This is a genomic window from Cellulosimicrobium sp. SH8 (assembly GCF_025818875.1).
Lineage (GTDB): Bacteria > Actinomycetota > Actinomycetes > Actinomycetales > Cellulomonadaceae > Cellulosimicrobium > Cellulosimicrobium cellulans_D.
Window position 1 is genome coordinate 95,519 of the sequence record NZ_JAMXMH010000002.1, and the last position, 13,208, is coordinate 108,726.

Annotated in this window: 15 protein-coding genes and 1 tRNA gene; 8 read left to right on the forward strand and 8 right to left on the reverse strand. The window is 73.9% G+C overall.

The genetic code is table 11. The features are described from left to right. Nucleotides 1-201: 201 nt before the first annotated feature. Complete coding sequence (locus NF338_RS03120; RefSeq protein ID WP_264029787.1) at nucleotides 202-918, forward strand: M50 family metallopeptidase; 717 nt, start codon at nucleotides 202-204, stop codon at nucleotides 916-918. Between the two features lie 24 nt (nucleotides 919-942). Here the strand turns inward: NF338_RS03120 and NF338_RS03125 are convergent, their stop codons facing one another. Then, nucleotides 943-1,467 carry a hypothetical protein gene (locus NF338_RS03125; protein ID WP_264029456.1) on the reverse strand — a complete coding sequence of 175 codons (525 nt, stop codon included), beginning with the start codon at nucleotides 1,465-1,467 and terminating at the stop codon, nucleotides 943-945. 214 nt (nucleotides 1,468-1,681) lie between these two features. Further along, nucleotides 1,682-1,963, reverse strand: coding sequence for a HesB/IscA family protein (locus NF338_RS03130; protein WP_264029457.1), 282 nt, complete (start codon nucleotides 1,961-1,963; stop codon nucleotides 1,682-1,684). Between the two features lie 365 nt (nucleotides 1,964-2,328). Between NF338_RS03130 and NF338_RS03135 the strand changes: the two genes are divergently transcribed. Continuing rightward, a tRNA-Lys gene (locus NF338_RS03135) sits at nucleotides 2,329-2,404 on the forward strand. 88 nt (nucleotides 2,405-2,492) lie between these two features. On the opposite strand, the gene NF338_RS03140 is transcribed toward NF338_RS03135, so the two are convergent. Then, nucleotides 2,493-2,690, reverse strand: a complete 198-nt coding sequence (locus NF338_RS03140) for a hypothetical protein (protein WP_264029458.1) — start codon at nucleotides 2,688-2,690, stop codon at nucleotides 2,493-2,495. A gap of 190 nt (nucleotides 2,691-2,880) precedes the next feature. Here NF338_RS03140 and NF338_RS03145 point away from each other — a divergent pair, with 190 nt between their 5' ends. Together NF338_RS03145 and NF338_RS03150 are read left to right on the forward strand one after the other, a co-directional pair. Further along, nucleotides 2,881-3,120 carry a three-helix bundle dimerization domain-containing protein gene (locus NF338_RS03145; RefSeq protein WP_264029459.1) on the forward strand — a complete coding sequence of 80 codons (240 nt, stop codon included), beginning with the start codon at nucleotides 2,881-2,883 and terminating at the stop codon, nucleotides 3,118-3,120. Nucleotides 3,121-3,193: 73 nt separating this feature from the next. Beyond that, on the forward strand, nucleotides 3,194-3,481 hold the full coding sequence (locus NF338_RS03150; protein WP_264029460.1) for a DUF4287 domain-containing protein: 288 nt from the start codon (nucleotides 3,194-3,196) through the stop codon (nucleotides 3,479-3,481). Between the two features lie 118 nt (nucleotides 3,482-3,599). Here NF338_RS03150 and NF338_RS03155 read toward each other — a convergent pair whose 3' ends face one another. Beyond that, a complete protein-coding gene (locus NF338_RS03155) occupies nucleotides 3,600-5,249 on the reverse strand; it encodes a glycoside hydrolase family 64 protein (RefSeq protein WP_264029461.1) in 1,650 nt (549 codons plus the stop codon). A gap of 186 nt (nucleotides 5,250-5,435) precedes the next feature. Between NF338_RS03155 and rlmC the strand changes: the two genes are divergently transcribed. After that, complete coding sequence (rlmC, locus tag NF338_RS03160; RefSeq protein ID WP_264029462.1) at nucleotides 5,436-6,560, forward strand: 23S rRNA (uracil(747)-C(5))-methyltransferase RlmC; 1,125 nt, start codon at nucleotides 5,436-5,438, stop codon at nucleotides 6,558-6,560. Nucleotides 6,561-6,638: 78 nt separating this feature from the next. Here the strand turns inward: rlmC and NF338_RS03165 are convergent, their stop codons facing one another. Next, on the reverse strand, nucleotides 6,639-7,253 hold the full coding sequence (locus NF338_RS03165) for a DinB family protein (protein ID WP_264029463.1): 615 nt from the start codon (nucleotides 7,251-7,253) through the stop codon (nucleotides 6,639-6,641). A 49-nt stretch (nucleotides 7,254-7,302) separates the two neighbouring features. On the opposite strand from NF338_RS03165, the gene NF338_RS03170 reads away from it, so the two are divergent. Next, nucleotides 7,303-7,905: a pyridoxamine 5'-phosphate oxidase family protein gene (locus tag NF338_RS03170; RefSeq protein WP_264029464.1), complete on the forward strand. Its 603-nt coding sequence runs from the start codon at nucleotides 7,303-7,305 to the stop codon at nucleotides 7,903-7,905. A 28-nt stretch (nucleotides 7,906-7,933) separates the two neighbouring features. Here the strand turns inward: NF338_RS03170 and NF338_RS03175 are convergent, their stop codons facing one another. Next, the gene (locus NF338_RS03175; RefSeq protein WP_264029465.1) at nucleotides 7,934-8,530 is read right to left on the reverse strand and encodes an ASCH domain-containing protein; all 597 of its coding nucleotides are present in this window, start codon (nucleotides 8,528-8,530) and stop codon (nucleotides 7,934-7,936) included. Nucleotides 8,531-8,583: 53 nt separating this feature from the next. Further along, complete coding sequence (locus NF338_RS03180) at nucleotides 8,584-10,197, reverse strand: class I SAM-dependent methyltransferase (protein ID WP_264029466.1); 1,614 nt, start codon at nucleotides 10,195-10,197, stop codon at nucleotides 8,584-8,586. A gap of 210 nt (nucleotides 10,198-10,407) precedes the next feature. On the opposite strand from NF338_RS03180, the gene NF338_RS03185 reads away from it, so the two are divergent. Then, nucleotides 10,408-10,590, forward strand: a complete 183-nt coding sequence (locus NF338_RS03185) for a hypothetical protein (RefSeq protein WP_264029468.1) — start codon at nucleotides 10,408-10,410, stop codon at nucleotides 10,588-10,590. On the opposite strand, the gene NF338_RS03190 is transcribed toward NF338_RS03185, so the two are convergent. Continuing rightward, nucleotides 10,577-11,722: a VanZ family protein gene (locus NF338_RS03190; protein ID WP_264029470.1), complete on the reverse strand. Its 1,146-nt coding sequence runs from the start codon at nucleotides 11,720-11,722 to the stop codon at nucleotides 10,577-10,579. The two genes, NF338_RS03185 and NF338_RS03190, sit on opposite strands and share 14 nt — an antisense overlap. A gap of 376 nt (nucleotides 11,723-12,098) precedes the next feature. Here NF338_RS03190 and NF338_RS03195 point away from each other — a divergent pair, with 376 nt between their 5' ends. Further along, entirely contained in the window at nucleotides 12,099-13,157 is a 1,059-nt protein-coding gene (locus NF338_RS03195) for a 2,3-butanediol dehydrogenase (RefSeq protein WP_264029471.1), read from the forward strand. The last annotated feature ends 51 nt before the right edge of the window (nucleotides 13,158-13,208 follow it).

A 13,208-nucleotide genomic window follows, 5' to 3' on the forward strand; every position in this document is an offset into this window, starting at 1 on the left:
CGGGATCGCGCTGCCCTCGAACCTCCAGTGTCTCATGCCCGACGCCGGAGCACGGGTGAGATGCGTCTCGTCGCGCCGTCCGCGGGCACAGCAGGCTGTGGTGGAATGGCGCGCGTGCCCGCGCTGACGCCCTCCCTCGCCGTAGCCCCAGCCGTGCTGTCCGACGGCGGCACCACCACGGGCGGCGACGTCGCTTCCTCCGTGGGGGACGTCGTCGGGCAGGTGTGGGAGGCCGCGACGACGCCCGTCGCTCCCCCGGCGACCGCCGTCGTCGTCGCGATGGGCGCGCTCGCGCTGGCCGTCGTGCTCGTGACCCCCGTCTGGCGCGTCGCGCGGCACGTCGTGACGATCGCGCACGAGGCGTCGCACGCGCTCGCCGCGCTGCTCACCGGACGGCGCTTGTCGGGCATCCGGCTGCACTCCGACACCTCCGGGCTCACCGTGTCGTCGGGCCGGCCGCGCGGGTTCGGCATGATCCTCACCGCGTTCATGGGGTACGTCGGCCCGGGGCTCATCGGGCTCGGCGCCGCGGCGCTCCTGCGCCAGGGTTACGCCGTCGGGCTGTTGTGGCTGCTCGTCGTGCTGCTCGCCCTCATGCTGCTCCAGATCCGCAACTGGTTCGGGCTGTGGTCCGTGCTCGTCACGGGCGCCGCGCTCGTCGGCGTGTCGTGGTGGGCGACGCCCGCCGTGCAGAGCGCCGTCGCCTACGCCGTCACGTGGTTCCTGCTGCTCGGCGCAGTCCGACCGGTGCTCGAGCTGCAGAGCGAGCGGTCACGCGGACGGGCGTCGTCCTCCGACGCCGACATCCTCGCGCGCCTCACCCACCTGCCCGGGCTGTTCTGGGTAGGGGTGTTCCTCGTCGTCACGCTCGGTGCGGCGGTCCTGGGCGGGTCGTGGATCGTGGAACCGGCGGCCTGAGCGCCGCTCCCCCGGTGGCTCCCGTCAGCGCGGGAGCTGGGCCCGCACGCTGACCTGGAGCTCGTCGCGCACGTCCGGCCCACGCAGCTCGACGTGGAGCACGGTCCCCTCATCCGTCCGCACGCAGACCTGCGCGCCGTCGTCGAGCAGCGCCGCGGGCAGCGAGCTCCCCGGCACGTCCCGGGTGTCCCCCGCGGCCGCCTCGTAGCCCGCGACCCGGTCCGCGCACGACGCAGGGTCGACGTCGCCGTCCACGAGCGTCGCGCCCGAGAGGAACGCGACCCGGTCGCCGTCCCACGCGATCTCGGAGCCGACCCCGTGCGCGGTCGGCTCGACCGTCTCCCCGTCCAGGTCGACCTCGGTCCCGGGGCCGACGACGAGGTGCTGCTCGGCGGGCGGTGCCGCCGAGTCGTGCGCAGCGCGCGCGGTCGGCGCGTCCATCGCGGGCTCCGCGTCCGGTGCGGGCGCCGCACCGCAACCGGCGGCGAGCGCCGCCACGCCGAGCGCGGCGAGAAGAGTGAGTGTGGTGGTCGTGGTGCTGGACGTCATCGCTCTCCCCCATCGCTGCCGGCCCGGTGGCCGGGTTCGGTTGATCGGGACAACCACGTCAGGGAGGGAGCAGTCGTGCGAGGTCCTGATACAGCCGCGGACACGACGACGGGCCGCCCGCCGGAGCGGACGGCCCGTCGTGCGACCAGAGACGCGCGTGGAGGAGGACGCGTCGTCGAGATCGTCCGGCGCGGGCGCCGGTGGAACTGGTGGGTCAGCCCTGAGGAGTCAGGACGAACGCCGGGCCCTGCGCGTTCGGGTCCGTGTCGAGCGTGAGGTTCGAGAGCGTCGGGGCCGTGGCGGACTCCACGAACACCTTCGCCTCACCGTCCTCGACGACCGTGTCGTCAGGCTGCGGGCCGGGCACGAGCGCGAGCTCGAAGCTCCCCGCCTGGTCCGCGGACTCGGCGATCCGCAGACCGCCTCCCTCCGGGACACCAGCCTGGGTCTGCAGGTCGTGGACAGCGGTACGGGCGTTGTCGGTCAGGGTGAGCACGAGAGCTCCTCTCGTCGCCGGGCGGAGCCCTGCGGGACACGTCCGTGCGGCCCACGCCTGGCCGGCGTGACCTGCCGTCGGTGCACCCTCCCGCGGGCCCCTCGGTCCACTCCACCGAAACAAGAACGGGCTCGACTCGCAAGCGAATCGCCCGATTCTCACCGAATTTCTCACGGAGCAAGACCGCGCGTGACAGCGCCCGACGACGCGCGTAGGGTCCGCGCCCGCGCGCTCGTTACACCGAGGTCGGCAGCTCCTGCCGACGTCGGCGATCCCGGTTGCCGATCTCGACCGGAGCTTCCGAACTCGCCACGAACCGCCGCCTCAGGCGCGCGGGTAACCTGTGCCTGGACGCCGAGCGTCCAGGGCCTCTAGCTCAATTGGCAGAGCTGCGGACTTTTAATCCGTAGGTTGTGGGTTCGAGCCCCACGGGGCCCACCAGGAACGTCCCAGAAGGGCTTCCCCGATCACGGAGGCGTCCTTCCCGACGCGACCGACGTCGGCGGATCGGCAAGGATCCTGCGCCGTGTCAGCGTGCACGACGGCGGAGGACGACGTGCTCCGCGGCCACCAGGGCCGCGCACCCGAGCAGCACGAGCGCGACGGTCATCCAATTGGTCTGGACGCACGCGTCGGTCGCGTCGGACGACAGCGGGTTCAATCCGCCGAGCGGCTCCTCGATGCACGTGTACCGCTGTCCGTCGTCGGTGACGTCGCGAGGCGCCACGGTCGAGCATCAGGCCCAGGGCGAGCATCGCGGTCGTGGCTGCGAGGAACGCGCACAGCACGAGGATCGTCCACATCGGTTGCCCGAGCGTACCGGGATCCAACGACCGCATGCGGGCGGCGCGGCGCGTGCGCCGTCTGTTCATCCGCAGTTGGTTGTGCGCCACGCTGCGGGGCCGGAACGTCGGGTCATGGCGATCGAGGACGAGGACCGCGAGATCGACGTCGTGGTCGAGCGGATCAGCGCACGCTTCCCGGAGGTGCCGGTGGACGACGTCCGCGACCAGGTGCTCGCGGAGCTCGGGCGGTACCAGACCGCGCACGTGCGCGACTTCGTCCCCGTGCTGGTGGAGAACGCGGTGACGGACGTGCTGCGATCAGGCAACCGACCACGCCGCCCCATTCGGAGGACTCCGCGGCTCGACCGATGAGTCGACGTGTGGGCGACCGTCGGTAGGTTCACCGGCGGGTCGAGCGGCCCGCCCCCGACGACGAGGAGCACGCATGTCCTTCCAGGCCTATCTCGACGCGGTCGAGGACAAGACCGGCCTCACCCCGCGCCAGCTGGTCGACCTCGCGCACGTGCGTGGGTTCGACGAGTCCACGAAGGCGACGCCGATCCTCGAGTGGCTCAAGGACGACTACGGGCTCGGGCGCGGTCACGGCATGGCGATCGTGCACGTCATCACCAAGGGCCCGCAGATCTCGTCGAAGCACGTGGGGTCCGACGGCACGCACCGCGACGAGTCCGACACCCTGTGGCTCGACGGCAAGGCGACCAAGCCGGCCTGACGCCCCGCGGACACCGTGCGGGTCGCCCCGGTCGCGCCCCGCACCGGTGCCCGACGACGTCCCGCGAGCGGGCGTCATCGGGCACCGGGCGTGCTACCGGGTCAGGGACCCCACGGCGTCAGAACGACCAGCGCTGGGCCGCGCTCTGGTTGCAGGTCCAGAGCTGGACCTTCTGGCCGTCGTGGAGCGGCGCTCCGCCTTGCGCGTCGAGGCACTTGCCGGACTGTGGGTTGCGCAGGGCCTGGGACGCGGCGTCGTACACCCACTTCTGGGCGCCCGTGCCGTTGCACGTGTAGATCCAGACGACGGTGCCGTCCGCGGTCCCGCTGCGGGCGACGTCGAGGCACTTGCCCAGCGCTCGCACGGTCCCGTCGGACCCGCGCGTCCACTGCTGCGCCGCGTTGCCGCTGCAGCTCGCGAGCTGGACCTGGTTGGTGTCGGTCGGGTCGGCCCACGGCACGTCCAGGCACAGCGCGGTGGTGGCGCGGATCGTCCCGGTGCCGGTCGGCAGCCCGCCGCCCGGATTCGGTTCCTCGGTGCCGCCACCGCCGTCGCCGATGGGCGTCGCGGTGCCCGTGAACGGGTCGAGCTTGATGTACGCGGCGGTCGGGTTGCCGTCGTGGACGAGCGACTCGTGCGCGCCGACGTCGTCGAACGCGAACGCGTACGCCTTGCCGTTCGCCATCTGCTGGTGCGCGAGGCTGGCGTACACGTTCGTCCGCGAGTCCTGGTAGAAGCCGGCGTTGCTCATGTCGGGCTGGTTCGGGTTGGTCAGCGCCGTGGTGCGGACGAGCGCGGCGCACAGCGTGCGGGCGATCGGGCCGACGACGTGGTCGTTCGGCGCCTGGAGGTCCTTGTGGCACCCGTACACGCTCGACGCGTCAGGCTTCTTGAAGGCCGCCACCTCGGCCCCGGACCCGTTGCGGAAGCGGAACCAGTCGCCGTCGACCCGCCCGCGGAACTGCGTCCCCGGCTCGTGGGAGAACGGCGTGACGACCATGTCGCGCGTGCGGTAGGAGTTCCATACCTCGGTGACGTACGAGTCGATCGACGCCGAGGAGATCTTGCCGACGTCGATCCCGTGCGACGGGTTGAGCGCGCGCAGGCGGCTCCCGTCGGGCGCGCGCTGCACGAGGCCGCCCCACCCGGCGCCCTCCAGCGCCGTGTAGAAGGCCTCGTAGCCGTTCGGCTTGAGCATGCCCGTGCTGAGGACGTGCCCGTCGGACCGCTTCACCCCGACCTGGTACGGCGCGGACCAGTGGTCCACCTGCGTGCTGTTGATCCAGATGCCGCCGTCGTTGAGCGTGTACTCGGTCCAGTTGAAGAGGATGTTGCGGTTGGGGTCGGAATCGTTCTGGACCGCGGGCTGGACGAGCCTCCCGTCGAGCACGATCTGGAACGTCATCTTCTGCCCGTACGAGTAGTAGACGCGCCCGGACAGCTTCGGGAGCTGGATCGTCACGGACTGGCCGGGGCCGGGGCCCGCGATCGACGCGTCGGGTGCCGGGACGGGCACGGGCCCCACCCCGCCGGGCCACGGGTGGAACGTGCCGCCCGCGTCCGCCCAGCCGGCGACGCCGTCGCGCTCGCCGAGGACGTACAGGTAGATCGGCCCCTTGCCCGAGTCGTTGGTGATCGTGAGCGGGATGGTCGCCGGGACCGCGCTCGCGGGGGCCGCCGTACCGACGACCGCCCCGCTCACCGCGAGGACCGCCGCGCACAGCGCGGCCCACGCTCGTCTGCTCCTTCTCCGCCTGTCGAGATTCATGCCGGATCTGCTCCTTGTTCGGTTACTCCGTCGTCACCGCACTCGCCGGACCGGCCCGGCGACAGCGCCGTCCCACACCGGTGTGGGAGCGCTGCCACGACCGTAGCGGACTGCGGCCGCGCACGCTAGGGAGCGCTCCCACGGCGGTGGCGGAACCCTTTCCGGCACGCCCGTAGACTCGAACGAGTGCAGTGCCACCACTACGACGCCGGCCGGTGCCGGTCGTGCAGCCTCCTCGAGCTGGCGTACCCGGCGCAGCTCACCGGCAAGCAGGAGCACTGCGCCGACCTCCTCGCGCCGCTCGCGCCGGACCTGACCTGGCTGCCCACGGTCGACTCGGCGGAGTCGGGCTTCCGCAACAAGGCGAAGATGGTCGTCACGGGCACGACGGACGCCCCGGTGCTCGGCATCCTCGGCGAGGGCGGCGGCGTCGACCTCACCGACTGCCCGCTCTACCCGCCCGCGCTCCAGGCGTCGTTCCCGGCGTTCGCGGAGTTCGTCACGCGCGCGCGGCTCGTCCCCTACGACGTGCGCACCCGCCGCGGCGAGCTGAAGTACGTGCTGGTGACGCTCTCCCCCGACGGCGACCTCATGGCGCGGTTCGTCCTCCGGTCCACGGAGTCGCTCCCCCGAGTCCGCAAGCACCTGCCGAGCCTGCTCGACGCGCTCCCGTCGCTGCGCGTCGTCTCCGCGAACCTGCACCCCGAGCACAAGGCCGTGGTCGAGGGCGAGACGGAGATCCTCCTCACGGACGCCGAGACGCTGCGCATGCGCGTCAACGGGATCGACCTGCACCTGCGCCCGCAGAGCTTCTTCCAGACCAACACCGACGTCGCCGCGGCGCTCTACCGCCAGGGCCGCGAGTGGGTGGACGACGCCGTGCCCGCCACGGTCTGGGACCTCTACTGCGGGGTGGGCGGATTCGCGCTGCACGTGGCCGGGCCTGACAGGGACGTCGTCGGCGTCGAGACGAGCGCCGAGGCCGTCGCGAGCGCACGGCTCACCGCGCGGGACGCAGGCCTCGACCGCACGGCGTTCCTCGCCCAGGACGCGACGGCGTTCGCGCTGTCGCGGCAGGACGTGCCCGACCTCGTCGTCGTCAACCCGCCGCGGCGCGGCATCGGGGAGACGCTCAGCACGTGGCTCGAGGAGTCCGGCGTCGGGCACGTCGTCTACTCGAGCTGCAACGCGACGTCGCTCGCGCGCGACCTGGCGCTCATGCCGTCGCTGCGCCCGCGAGCCGCCCGGGTGCTGGACATGTTCCCGCAGACGTCGCACTACGAGGTCGCGGTCCTGCTCGAGCGCGCCTGACCGCGGCGTCGTCGCGACGCCCGCTCCGAGATCGACCCTCCGACGGCCGATCTGGCGGCGGGCGGGTCGGTCTCGCGGTCAGGGTCGCTCGCCCGCGCGCCGCGCGGCCTCGACGGCGGACGCCTCGAGCCGCTCCCGGTAGGCGGCCCACTCGTCGTCGTCGAGCGCAGGCAGGTTGCCCCGTCCGTCCCCCGCCACGCCGTCGACGAGCTCCCGCACGATGTCGGCGTGGCCGGCGTGGTGCGCCACCTCCGCGAGCACGTGCACGAGCACCTGGTGGAGCGTGACGTCGCGGTTCTCCGGGCGCCACCACGGCACGTGCCCGGGCGCGTCGAGGTCGAGCGACGCCACGGTCGCGTCGCACAGCTCCGACGACCGGCGGAAGAGCTCCAGGATCTCCTCCCGGCTCTCGTCCGCCGTGGCCCACATGTCGGCGTTCACCTCCGCGCCGTCGGCGAACCAGGGAAGCTCCAGGTCGTGGGTGCCGCCGAACGCCTCGTGCAGGTAGCCGAGCTGCACGCTGCCCACGTGCTTCACCAGGCCCAGGACGTTCGTGCCGGTGCGTGTGAGGGGACGGCGGACGTCGTACTCGCTCAGCCCCTCCGCCTTGGCGAGGAGCGCGTCGCGCTCCCGGCCGAGGTACCGCAGCAGCGTGGCCTTGGGGTCGTGGTCGGGTGCCGTCCTCGTGCTCATCCACCGGACACTACCGACGCCCTCCCACGCCGGTGCCAGACTCGCCCCCATGGGCACCGTGCACGCAGAGATCACCGACCGGCTGGCGTCGTTCGTCCTCGCGCAGCCGGTGTTCTTCGTCGGCACCGCGCCGCTCGCGGCCGACGGGCACGTCAACGTCTCGCCCAAGGGCATGGCGGGCACGTTCGCCGTGCTCGACCCGCACCGCGTCGCCTACCTCGACTACACCGGGTCGGGCGCGGAGGCTCCCGCGCACCTGCGGGAGAACGGCCGCATCGTCGTGATGTTCTGCGCGTTCTCCGGGCCGCCCAACATCGTCCGGTTCCACGGCACCGGCCGGTACGTCGAGGCCGGGAGCGCGGAGTTCGACGCGCTGCGCGGGCACTTCGCCAAGGCGGAGACCGCCGGGCAGCGCGGCGTCGTCGTCGTGGACGTCACGCGCGTCTCCGACTCGTGCGGGTTCTCCGTCCCGCACCTCGAGCTCGTCGAGGACCGCGACCTGCTCGACCGCTGGGCCGGTCGCAAGACGCCCGAGCAGCTCGACGACTACCGCGTCACCAAGAACTCCACGAGCATCGACGGCCTCCCCGCGATCGGCGACCCTGGCGAACCTGTCAGCGCGTCGTCGCGGTCGAGCGCGACCACTCGCTGACACGTCGAAGCGTCCGTCCTCCGCCCCGTCAGGGGTCGGGGGTCGTCGCGTCGAGGTAGGCCCTGCCGCGCGGGGAGAGGCGGTAGCCGACGTCGAGGCTCTCGGTGAGGCCGAGCTCCTTGAGCCGGCGGACGCGCACCTTGAAGTCGTCGCGCGCCATCCCCAGCCCTGTGGCGAGCTCGCGCGCGACGACGCCCTCGTTCGCCGCGACCAGCTCGAGGTACTGCCGGGTCCACGGCGCCGCGGCGGCACGGTCCTTGCGGTCCAGCGCCGCGCGGATCTGCTCGACGGCGGCCGCGTCCAGGTCGGCATCCTCGCGCAGCGCGACGCGCGGGTCGGGGCCCGCGAGCCGGATGCCCACGCGGTAGAGGTCGCCCTCGCGCGCGGCGCCCCGGGCGAGCACGCCCTCCGGGGAGGCCATCCCGGCCAGGCGTGCCTCGTCGTCGGACACGAGCGGCGCGCCGTCCGCGCCGGTGGGTACGCGCTCGACCGACGTCACCTCGACGACGCCGACCCGCGTGCGCTGGAGCGTCCCGACCTTCACGCGCGGCGTCGTCCAGCGGCGGAACGCCAGCGTCACCGTCCCGTCCTGGAGGCCGCGCAGCGTGCGGGCGTCGAGGAGCACGCCTCCGAGCGTACGACGCCGCCGCCCCGATCTCCCGAGGGAGCGGGGACCGGTCAGGCGAGCTCGGGGCGGCGGGCGACGGTGAGGACGTGGGTGTCGGGCCAGTCGACGGGCTCGCCGGTCGCCGCGTCGTGGAGCGCGGCGACGGGCGCGAGGGCGTGGTCGACGACCCACTCGTTGCGCCACGCGCCGCTGCCCGGCTCGAGCTCGAAGCCGGCGTCTGCGAGCAGGTCCGCCCACCGCGGACCGGTGAGGTCGCAGAACCGCTCGTGGCACTCGGACAGCCAGTTGTCGACGTAGTCCTTGCGGGTCAGGAACTCCATGGCCTCGCGCAGCGTGAGGCGCCACGACCCGGGGCCCAGCCGCGCGGGCGCGAACGCGGCGCCGGACAGGCGCGGGAAGTCGTGCGCGAACTGGACCAGGCGCGCGTCGGTGGACAGCGCCCCGACCCACGCGGCGACGTCCGCGCGGGCGAGGTCGTCGAGGTCGGCCCGCGCCCCGCCAGGCCCGTCCCCTGTGGCTGCGGCGCCGTCGTCGGTCCGCAGCGTGAGCACGACGACGCGGTCCGGCTCGGCGGGGCCGCACACGTCGGAGTTGATCCACAACCCGCCGGGCCGCGTGTGGGCGTGGACGCGACGCGCGAACGTCTCGACGTCGCGCACGCCCGCGCCGTACGACGAGACCTCGTGCGTGAGGGCGATCGTCAGGGTCGTGTCGACGGTCGCGTCGGGCATCACGGACCGGTCGAGGATGTTCGCCTGCACGAACCAGACGTGCGGGTTCGCGAACACGCCCTGGGCCTTCTTGTGCTCGGCCTCCGCGACGAGGTGCCGCGCGACGTCGACCCCGAACAGGTCGGACTCGTGCAGGCGCGGCTCGCGCGCGACGTGCTCCAGGAGGCCGCCGGTCGCGCAGCCGATGTCGACGATCCGCCCGGGCCGCACGTGCGGCGCCACCTGGGCCCACTTGCGCGCGGACGCGTCCTCGAACGCGGCGGCGTAGGTGCGGTAGTCGCGCGTCGAGGTGAGGTCGCCGTCGCCGGAGACGACCGGGTCGGCGAAGATCCGCCGCACGTCCTCGACGAACCGGTAGCGCGCGTAGAACTCGGGTACGGCCGGGTGCGCGACCTCCCGCCAGCCCTCGTCGCCCGCGGCGATCTGCTCGACGACGTCCCACGGCCGGGCGGGGTGCCGGCCGCCGGGCTCGGCGGCGTCGAGCTCCACGCCCGCGACGCGGTAGCCGAGGGCGCGGTACGCCTCCACGAGGGCGGGGGTCGAGCACGCGACGACGGTGTCGGCGGGGTCTGGCGCGACGCCCGTCGCCGTCGCGACGCTCGTCACGACGAGGTGCGCGAACCGGTCGTCGGGCGCGACGTCGGGCACCGGCACGACGACGGACCGGAGCCCCTCCCGGGTCGTCACGTTCTCGACGAGCGCCTCGCGGCGGTGGCCCGGCAGCGGGTTGCGGCGCGTGCCCGCGTGGTTCGCGGACGTGACGACCCAGACGACCTCGACGTCCGGGGCGCAGCGCACGCGGCGCCCGTCGAGGTCGCGGACGAGCCCGGCACGCATGGCCCGCAGGTAGTCGACCTGGTAGCGCGTGACGACGTGGTGACGCCCCGGGAACAGGACGCGGCGGACGGGCGGGCCGTCGGGGGTCGGGTGCACCCGCACACCGTGCGGGGTGCCCGCGCCTCGGCGCAACCCGTCTCACGGCTCGGCACGCCCCGCCGTCGACCTGTTCGCTCTCCGTGAAGCGCGGCGACCCGAGAACCCGCAGGTCGCCGCGGTGCACGTGCGCGAGCGCTCCCCGGTCCGGCTGTCCTGGACGCCCGTCCACGATGCGGAGCACTGGGGACGTATGGGACGGTGTTCGCGATGTTCTGGATCGTGGCAGGGGCTGTGCTCGTCGTGTCCGGCCTCGCGATCGCCGCGACGGCCGCCCGCGGTGTGCGCCGGGCCGGGTCCACCGGGGCGAACGGGATGGCGATCGCCGTCGGCGGGGGCCTCGTGATCTGGGGGGCGATCGCCCTGACCGTCGGACTCCTCACGCACGACTGAGCGCCTCGTCCCGCGCGTCGACGACCTCCGCGCCGGACACCACCCCGGAGAGCCCGCGCCGCCCGCGCGTGAACGGGACCGCGACCACCGAGACCAGGGCGAACAGCCACGCGACCGGCGCGGCCACGTCGCCCGCGACCGCGAGCGCCGCCGGGACGCCCGTCGGCAGGTCGGCGAGCAGGCCCAGCGCCCCCCACAGCGCGCCCCCGGCGGCCGCGCGGGCGACGCGCTGCGCCGTCGCGCCGGGCCCGCCCGCCCAGCGCGGCGCGAGCCACACCGTCCGCTGCCCCCAGGACGCCCCGCTGCCGAGGAACGTGGGCACGACGAACACGAGCGCGAACGGGACGAGGGTGCCGAGCAGCCACTGCGGCCAGTCCGTCCCGTCGGGCAGCGGACGCCCGAGCAGGAGGAGCACCGTGCGGTAGCCCACCTGCAGCACGACGCCGAGCGCGGTGACGAGCAGCGCGTCGAGCAGCATCCCCAGCCAGCGGCGCCACACCGTGACGGGCCGCGCCTCGCCCCGGCGCGCCTCGAGCTCCGCCGCGCGCGGCATCCACCGCAGCAGGAGCGGGGCCGCGAGCGCCCCGAGGAGCGCGCCGAGCGTGTTGGTCAGCACGTCGTCGACGTCGGCGACGCGGTACGAGCACGGGATGATCCCGAAGATCCCCGTGTACTGCGTGGTCTCGACGAGCAGCGACGCGGCGAGGCCGGACAGCGTCGCGACGACGACGCCGCGCCCCAGGTAGCGGCGCACGAGGAGGCCCCACGGGACGAACAGGACGACGTTGAACACGACCTGGAGCACGGCTGCGCTGCGCAGGGTCGCGCCGGGTCCGAGGCCCGCGGTGTCGTGACGGATGTCGGCCAGGGAGTGGAACGGCACGAGCTCGGCGCCCGCGACGCCGTACCGCGCGCACCACTCGGCGAGATCCCCGCTCGGCAGCGGCAGGAGCGTGTACGCGACGAGGGCCACCCCGTAGACGGCGACGGCCGCGGCCCCGACCAGGCGGCGGCCGCTGAGCCCGCCGTACCGGCGCGACTGCCACGCGAGGGCGGGCACGAGGAACGCCGCGAAGAGCAGCGCCCCGCCGATCACGCCGACGTACGCCGGCCACGTCCACCGGTCGATCACGCGCGCACCCCGCAGGGCTCGGGGACGGTTCGGCGTGCGCGGGCGGGGGTCGTGGTCACGCGCCCCAGTATCGCGGCGTCTCCCGCGGCACCGCGCTCCGGTGCCGCGTTCGCACGCGCTCCGGCACCGCGTTCAGGCACCGCGTTCCGGCACCGCACCGCGCTCGTGCCCGGTGCTCCTCCGGCTCTCGCGCGAGCACCGACGACGACCGGCCCCGTACCCGAGGACCTTCGGCGCGGCGTGCCGACCGGACCGCGGCCTAGCGTGGAGGTGCGGTCGGTCGCCACGGCCCGCCGAGGTCTCACCGAGGACCGGTCCGGGGACCGCCCGCCGCGCACCGAGCGGTGCGCGCGGCCCGACGGACGAGGTGAGGACGATGAAGGCGGCGCGGTACCACGGCAAGGAAGACCTCCGGATCGAGGACGTCCCGGAGCCCGAGACCCGGCCGGGGACCGTGAAGATCCGGCCGGCGTGGACGGGGATCTGCGGATCCGACCTCCACCTCTATCTCGAGGGCCCGTTCCCGCCCGCGCCGTCCGAGACCCAGCCGCACCCGCTGTCGGGCGAGACGCTGCCCGTCGTGTTCGGCCACGAGTTCTCCGGGGTCGTCGAGGAGCTCGGCGAGGGCGTCGACGGGCTCGCCGTCGGGGACGCCGTCGTCGTGGAGCCCTTCATGGTGTGCGGCGAGTGCCCGCCGTGCCGCGACGGCCTCTACAACGCGTGCGTGAAGATGGGCTTCATCGGGATCTCCGGCCGGGGTGGCGGGCTGTCCGAGCACATCGTGGTCGAGCGCCGCTGGGTGCACCCCGTGGGCGACGTCCCGCTGGACCAGGCCGCGCTGATCGAACCGCTCGCGGTCGCGTACCACGGCGTCCGGCTGTCCGGGGCGCGGGCGGGCGACACGGTCCTCGTCGGCGGGGCGGGGCCGATCGGCCTGCTGACGTGCGCCGTCCTGCAGGCGATCGGGGCGCGCGCGGTCGTCACCGAGGTGAGCGGGGCGCGCAAGGCCAAGGCGCTGGAGACCGGCGTGGCCGACCTCGTGCTCGACCCGCGCGAGGTCGACGTCGCCGCACGCGTCCTCGAGCTCACCGACGGCCGCGGCGCGGACGTCGCGATCGAGTGCTCGGGCGCGCAGCCGGTGCTGGACACGCTGACGCACGCGCTCAAGGCGGGCGGGACGCTCCAGATCGTCGCGCTGTTCTCCGCGCCGCCGACCCTCGACGTCATGACGGTGCTGCTGCGCGAGCTCACCATCAAGGGCGCCATCGGGTACGCGGACGACCACCCCGCGGTCATCCGGCTCGTCCAGGAGGGCAAGGTCGACCTCGCCCCGTTCGTCACGGGCCGCATCGCCGTCGAGGACGTCGTGGAGAAGGGGTACCGCGAGCTCATCGACCACAAGGACGACCACGTGAAGATCGTCGTGTCGGTGTGAGACGGCGGCCCGCGGCCCCACCGTCCCCGGGGCCGCGGGCCGCGCTGCTGG

Coding starts and splice junctions, on each gene's coding strand:
- NF338_RS03125 (WP_264029456.1), bottom strand. CDS start 1,467: ATGACGTCCAGCACCACGACCACCACACTCACTCTTCTCGCCGCGCTC.
- NF338_RS03185 (WP_264029468.1), top strand. CDS start 10,408: ATGTTCTGGATCGTGGCAGGGGCTGTGCTCGTCGTGTCCGGCCTCGCG.
- NF338_RS03165 (WP_264029463.1), bottom strand. CDS start 7,253: ATGAGCACGAGGACGGCACCCGACCACGACCCCAAGGCCACGCTGCTG.
- NF338_RS03155 (WP_264029461.1), bottom strand. CDS start 5,249: ATGAATCTCGACAGGCGGAGAAGGAGCAGACGAGCGTGGGCCGCGCTG.
- NF338_RS03150 (WP_264029460.1), top strand. CDS start 3,194: ATGTCCTTCCAGGCCTATCTCGACGCGGTCGAGGACAAGACCGGCCTC.
- NF338_RS03145 (WP_264029459.1), top strand. CDS start 2,881: ATGGCGATCGAGGACGAGGACCGCGAGATCGACGTCGTGGTCGAGCGG.
- NF338_RS03170 (WP_264029464.1), top strand. CDS start 7,303: ATGGGCACCGTGCACGCAGAGATCACCGACCGGCTGGCGTCGTTCGTC.
- NF338_RS03195 (WP_264029471.1), top strand. CDS start 12,099: ATGAAGGCGGCGCGGTACCACGGCAAGGAAGACCTCCGGATCGAGGAC.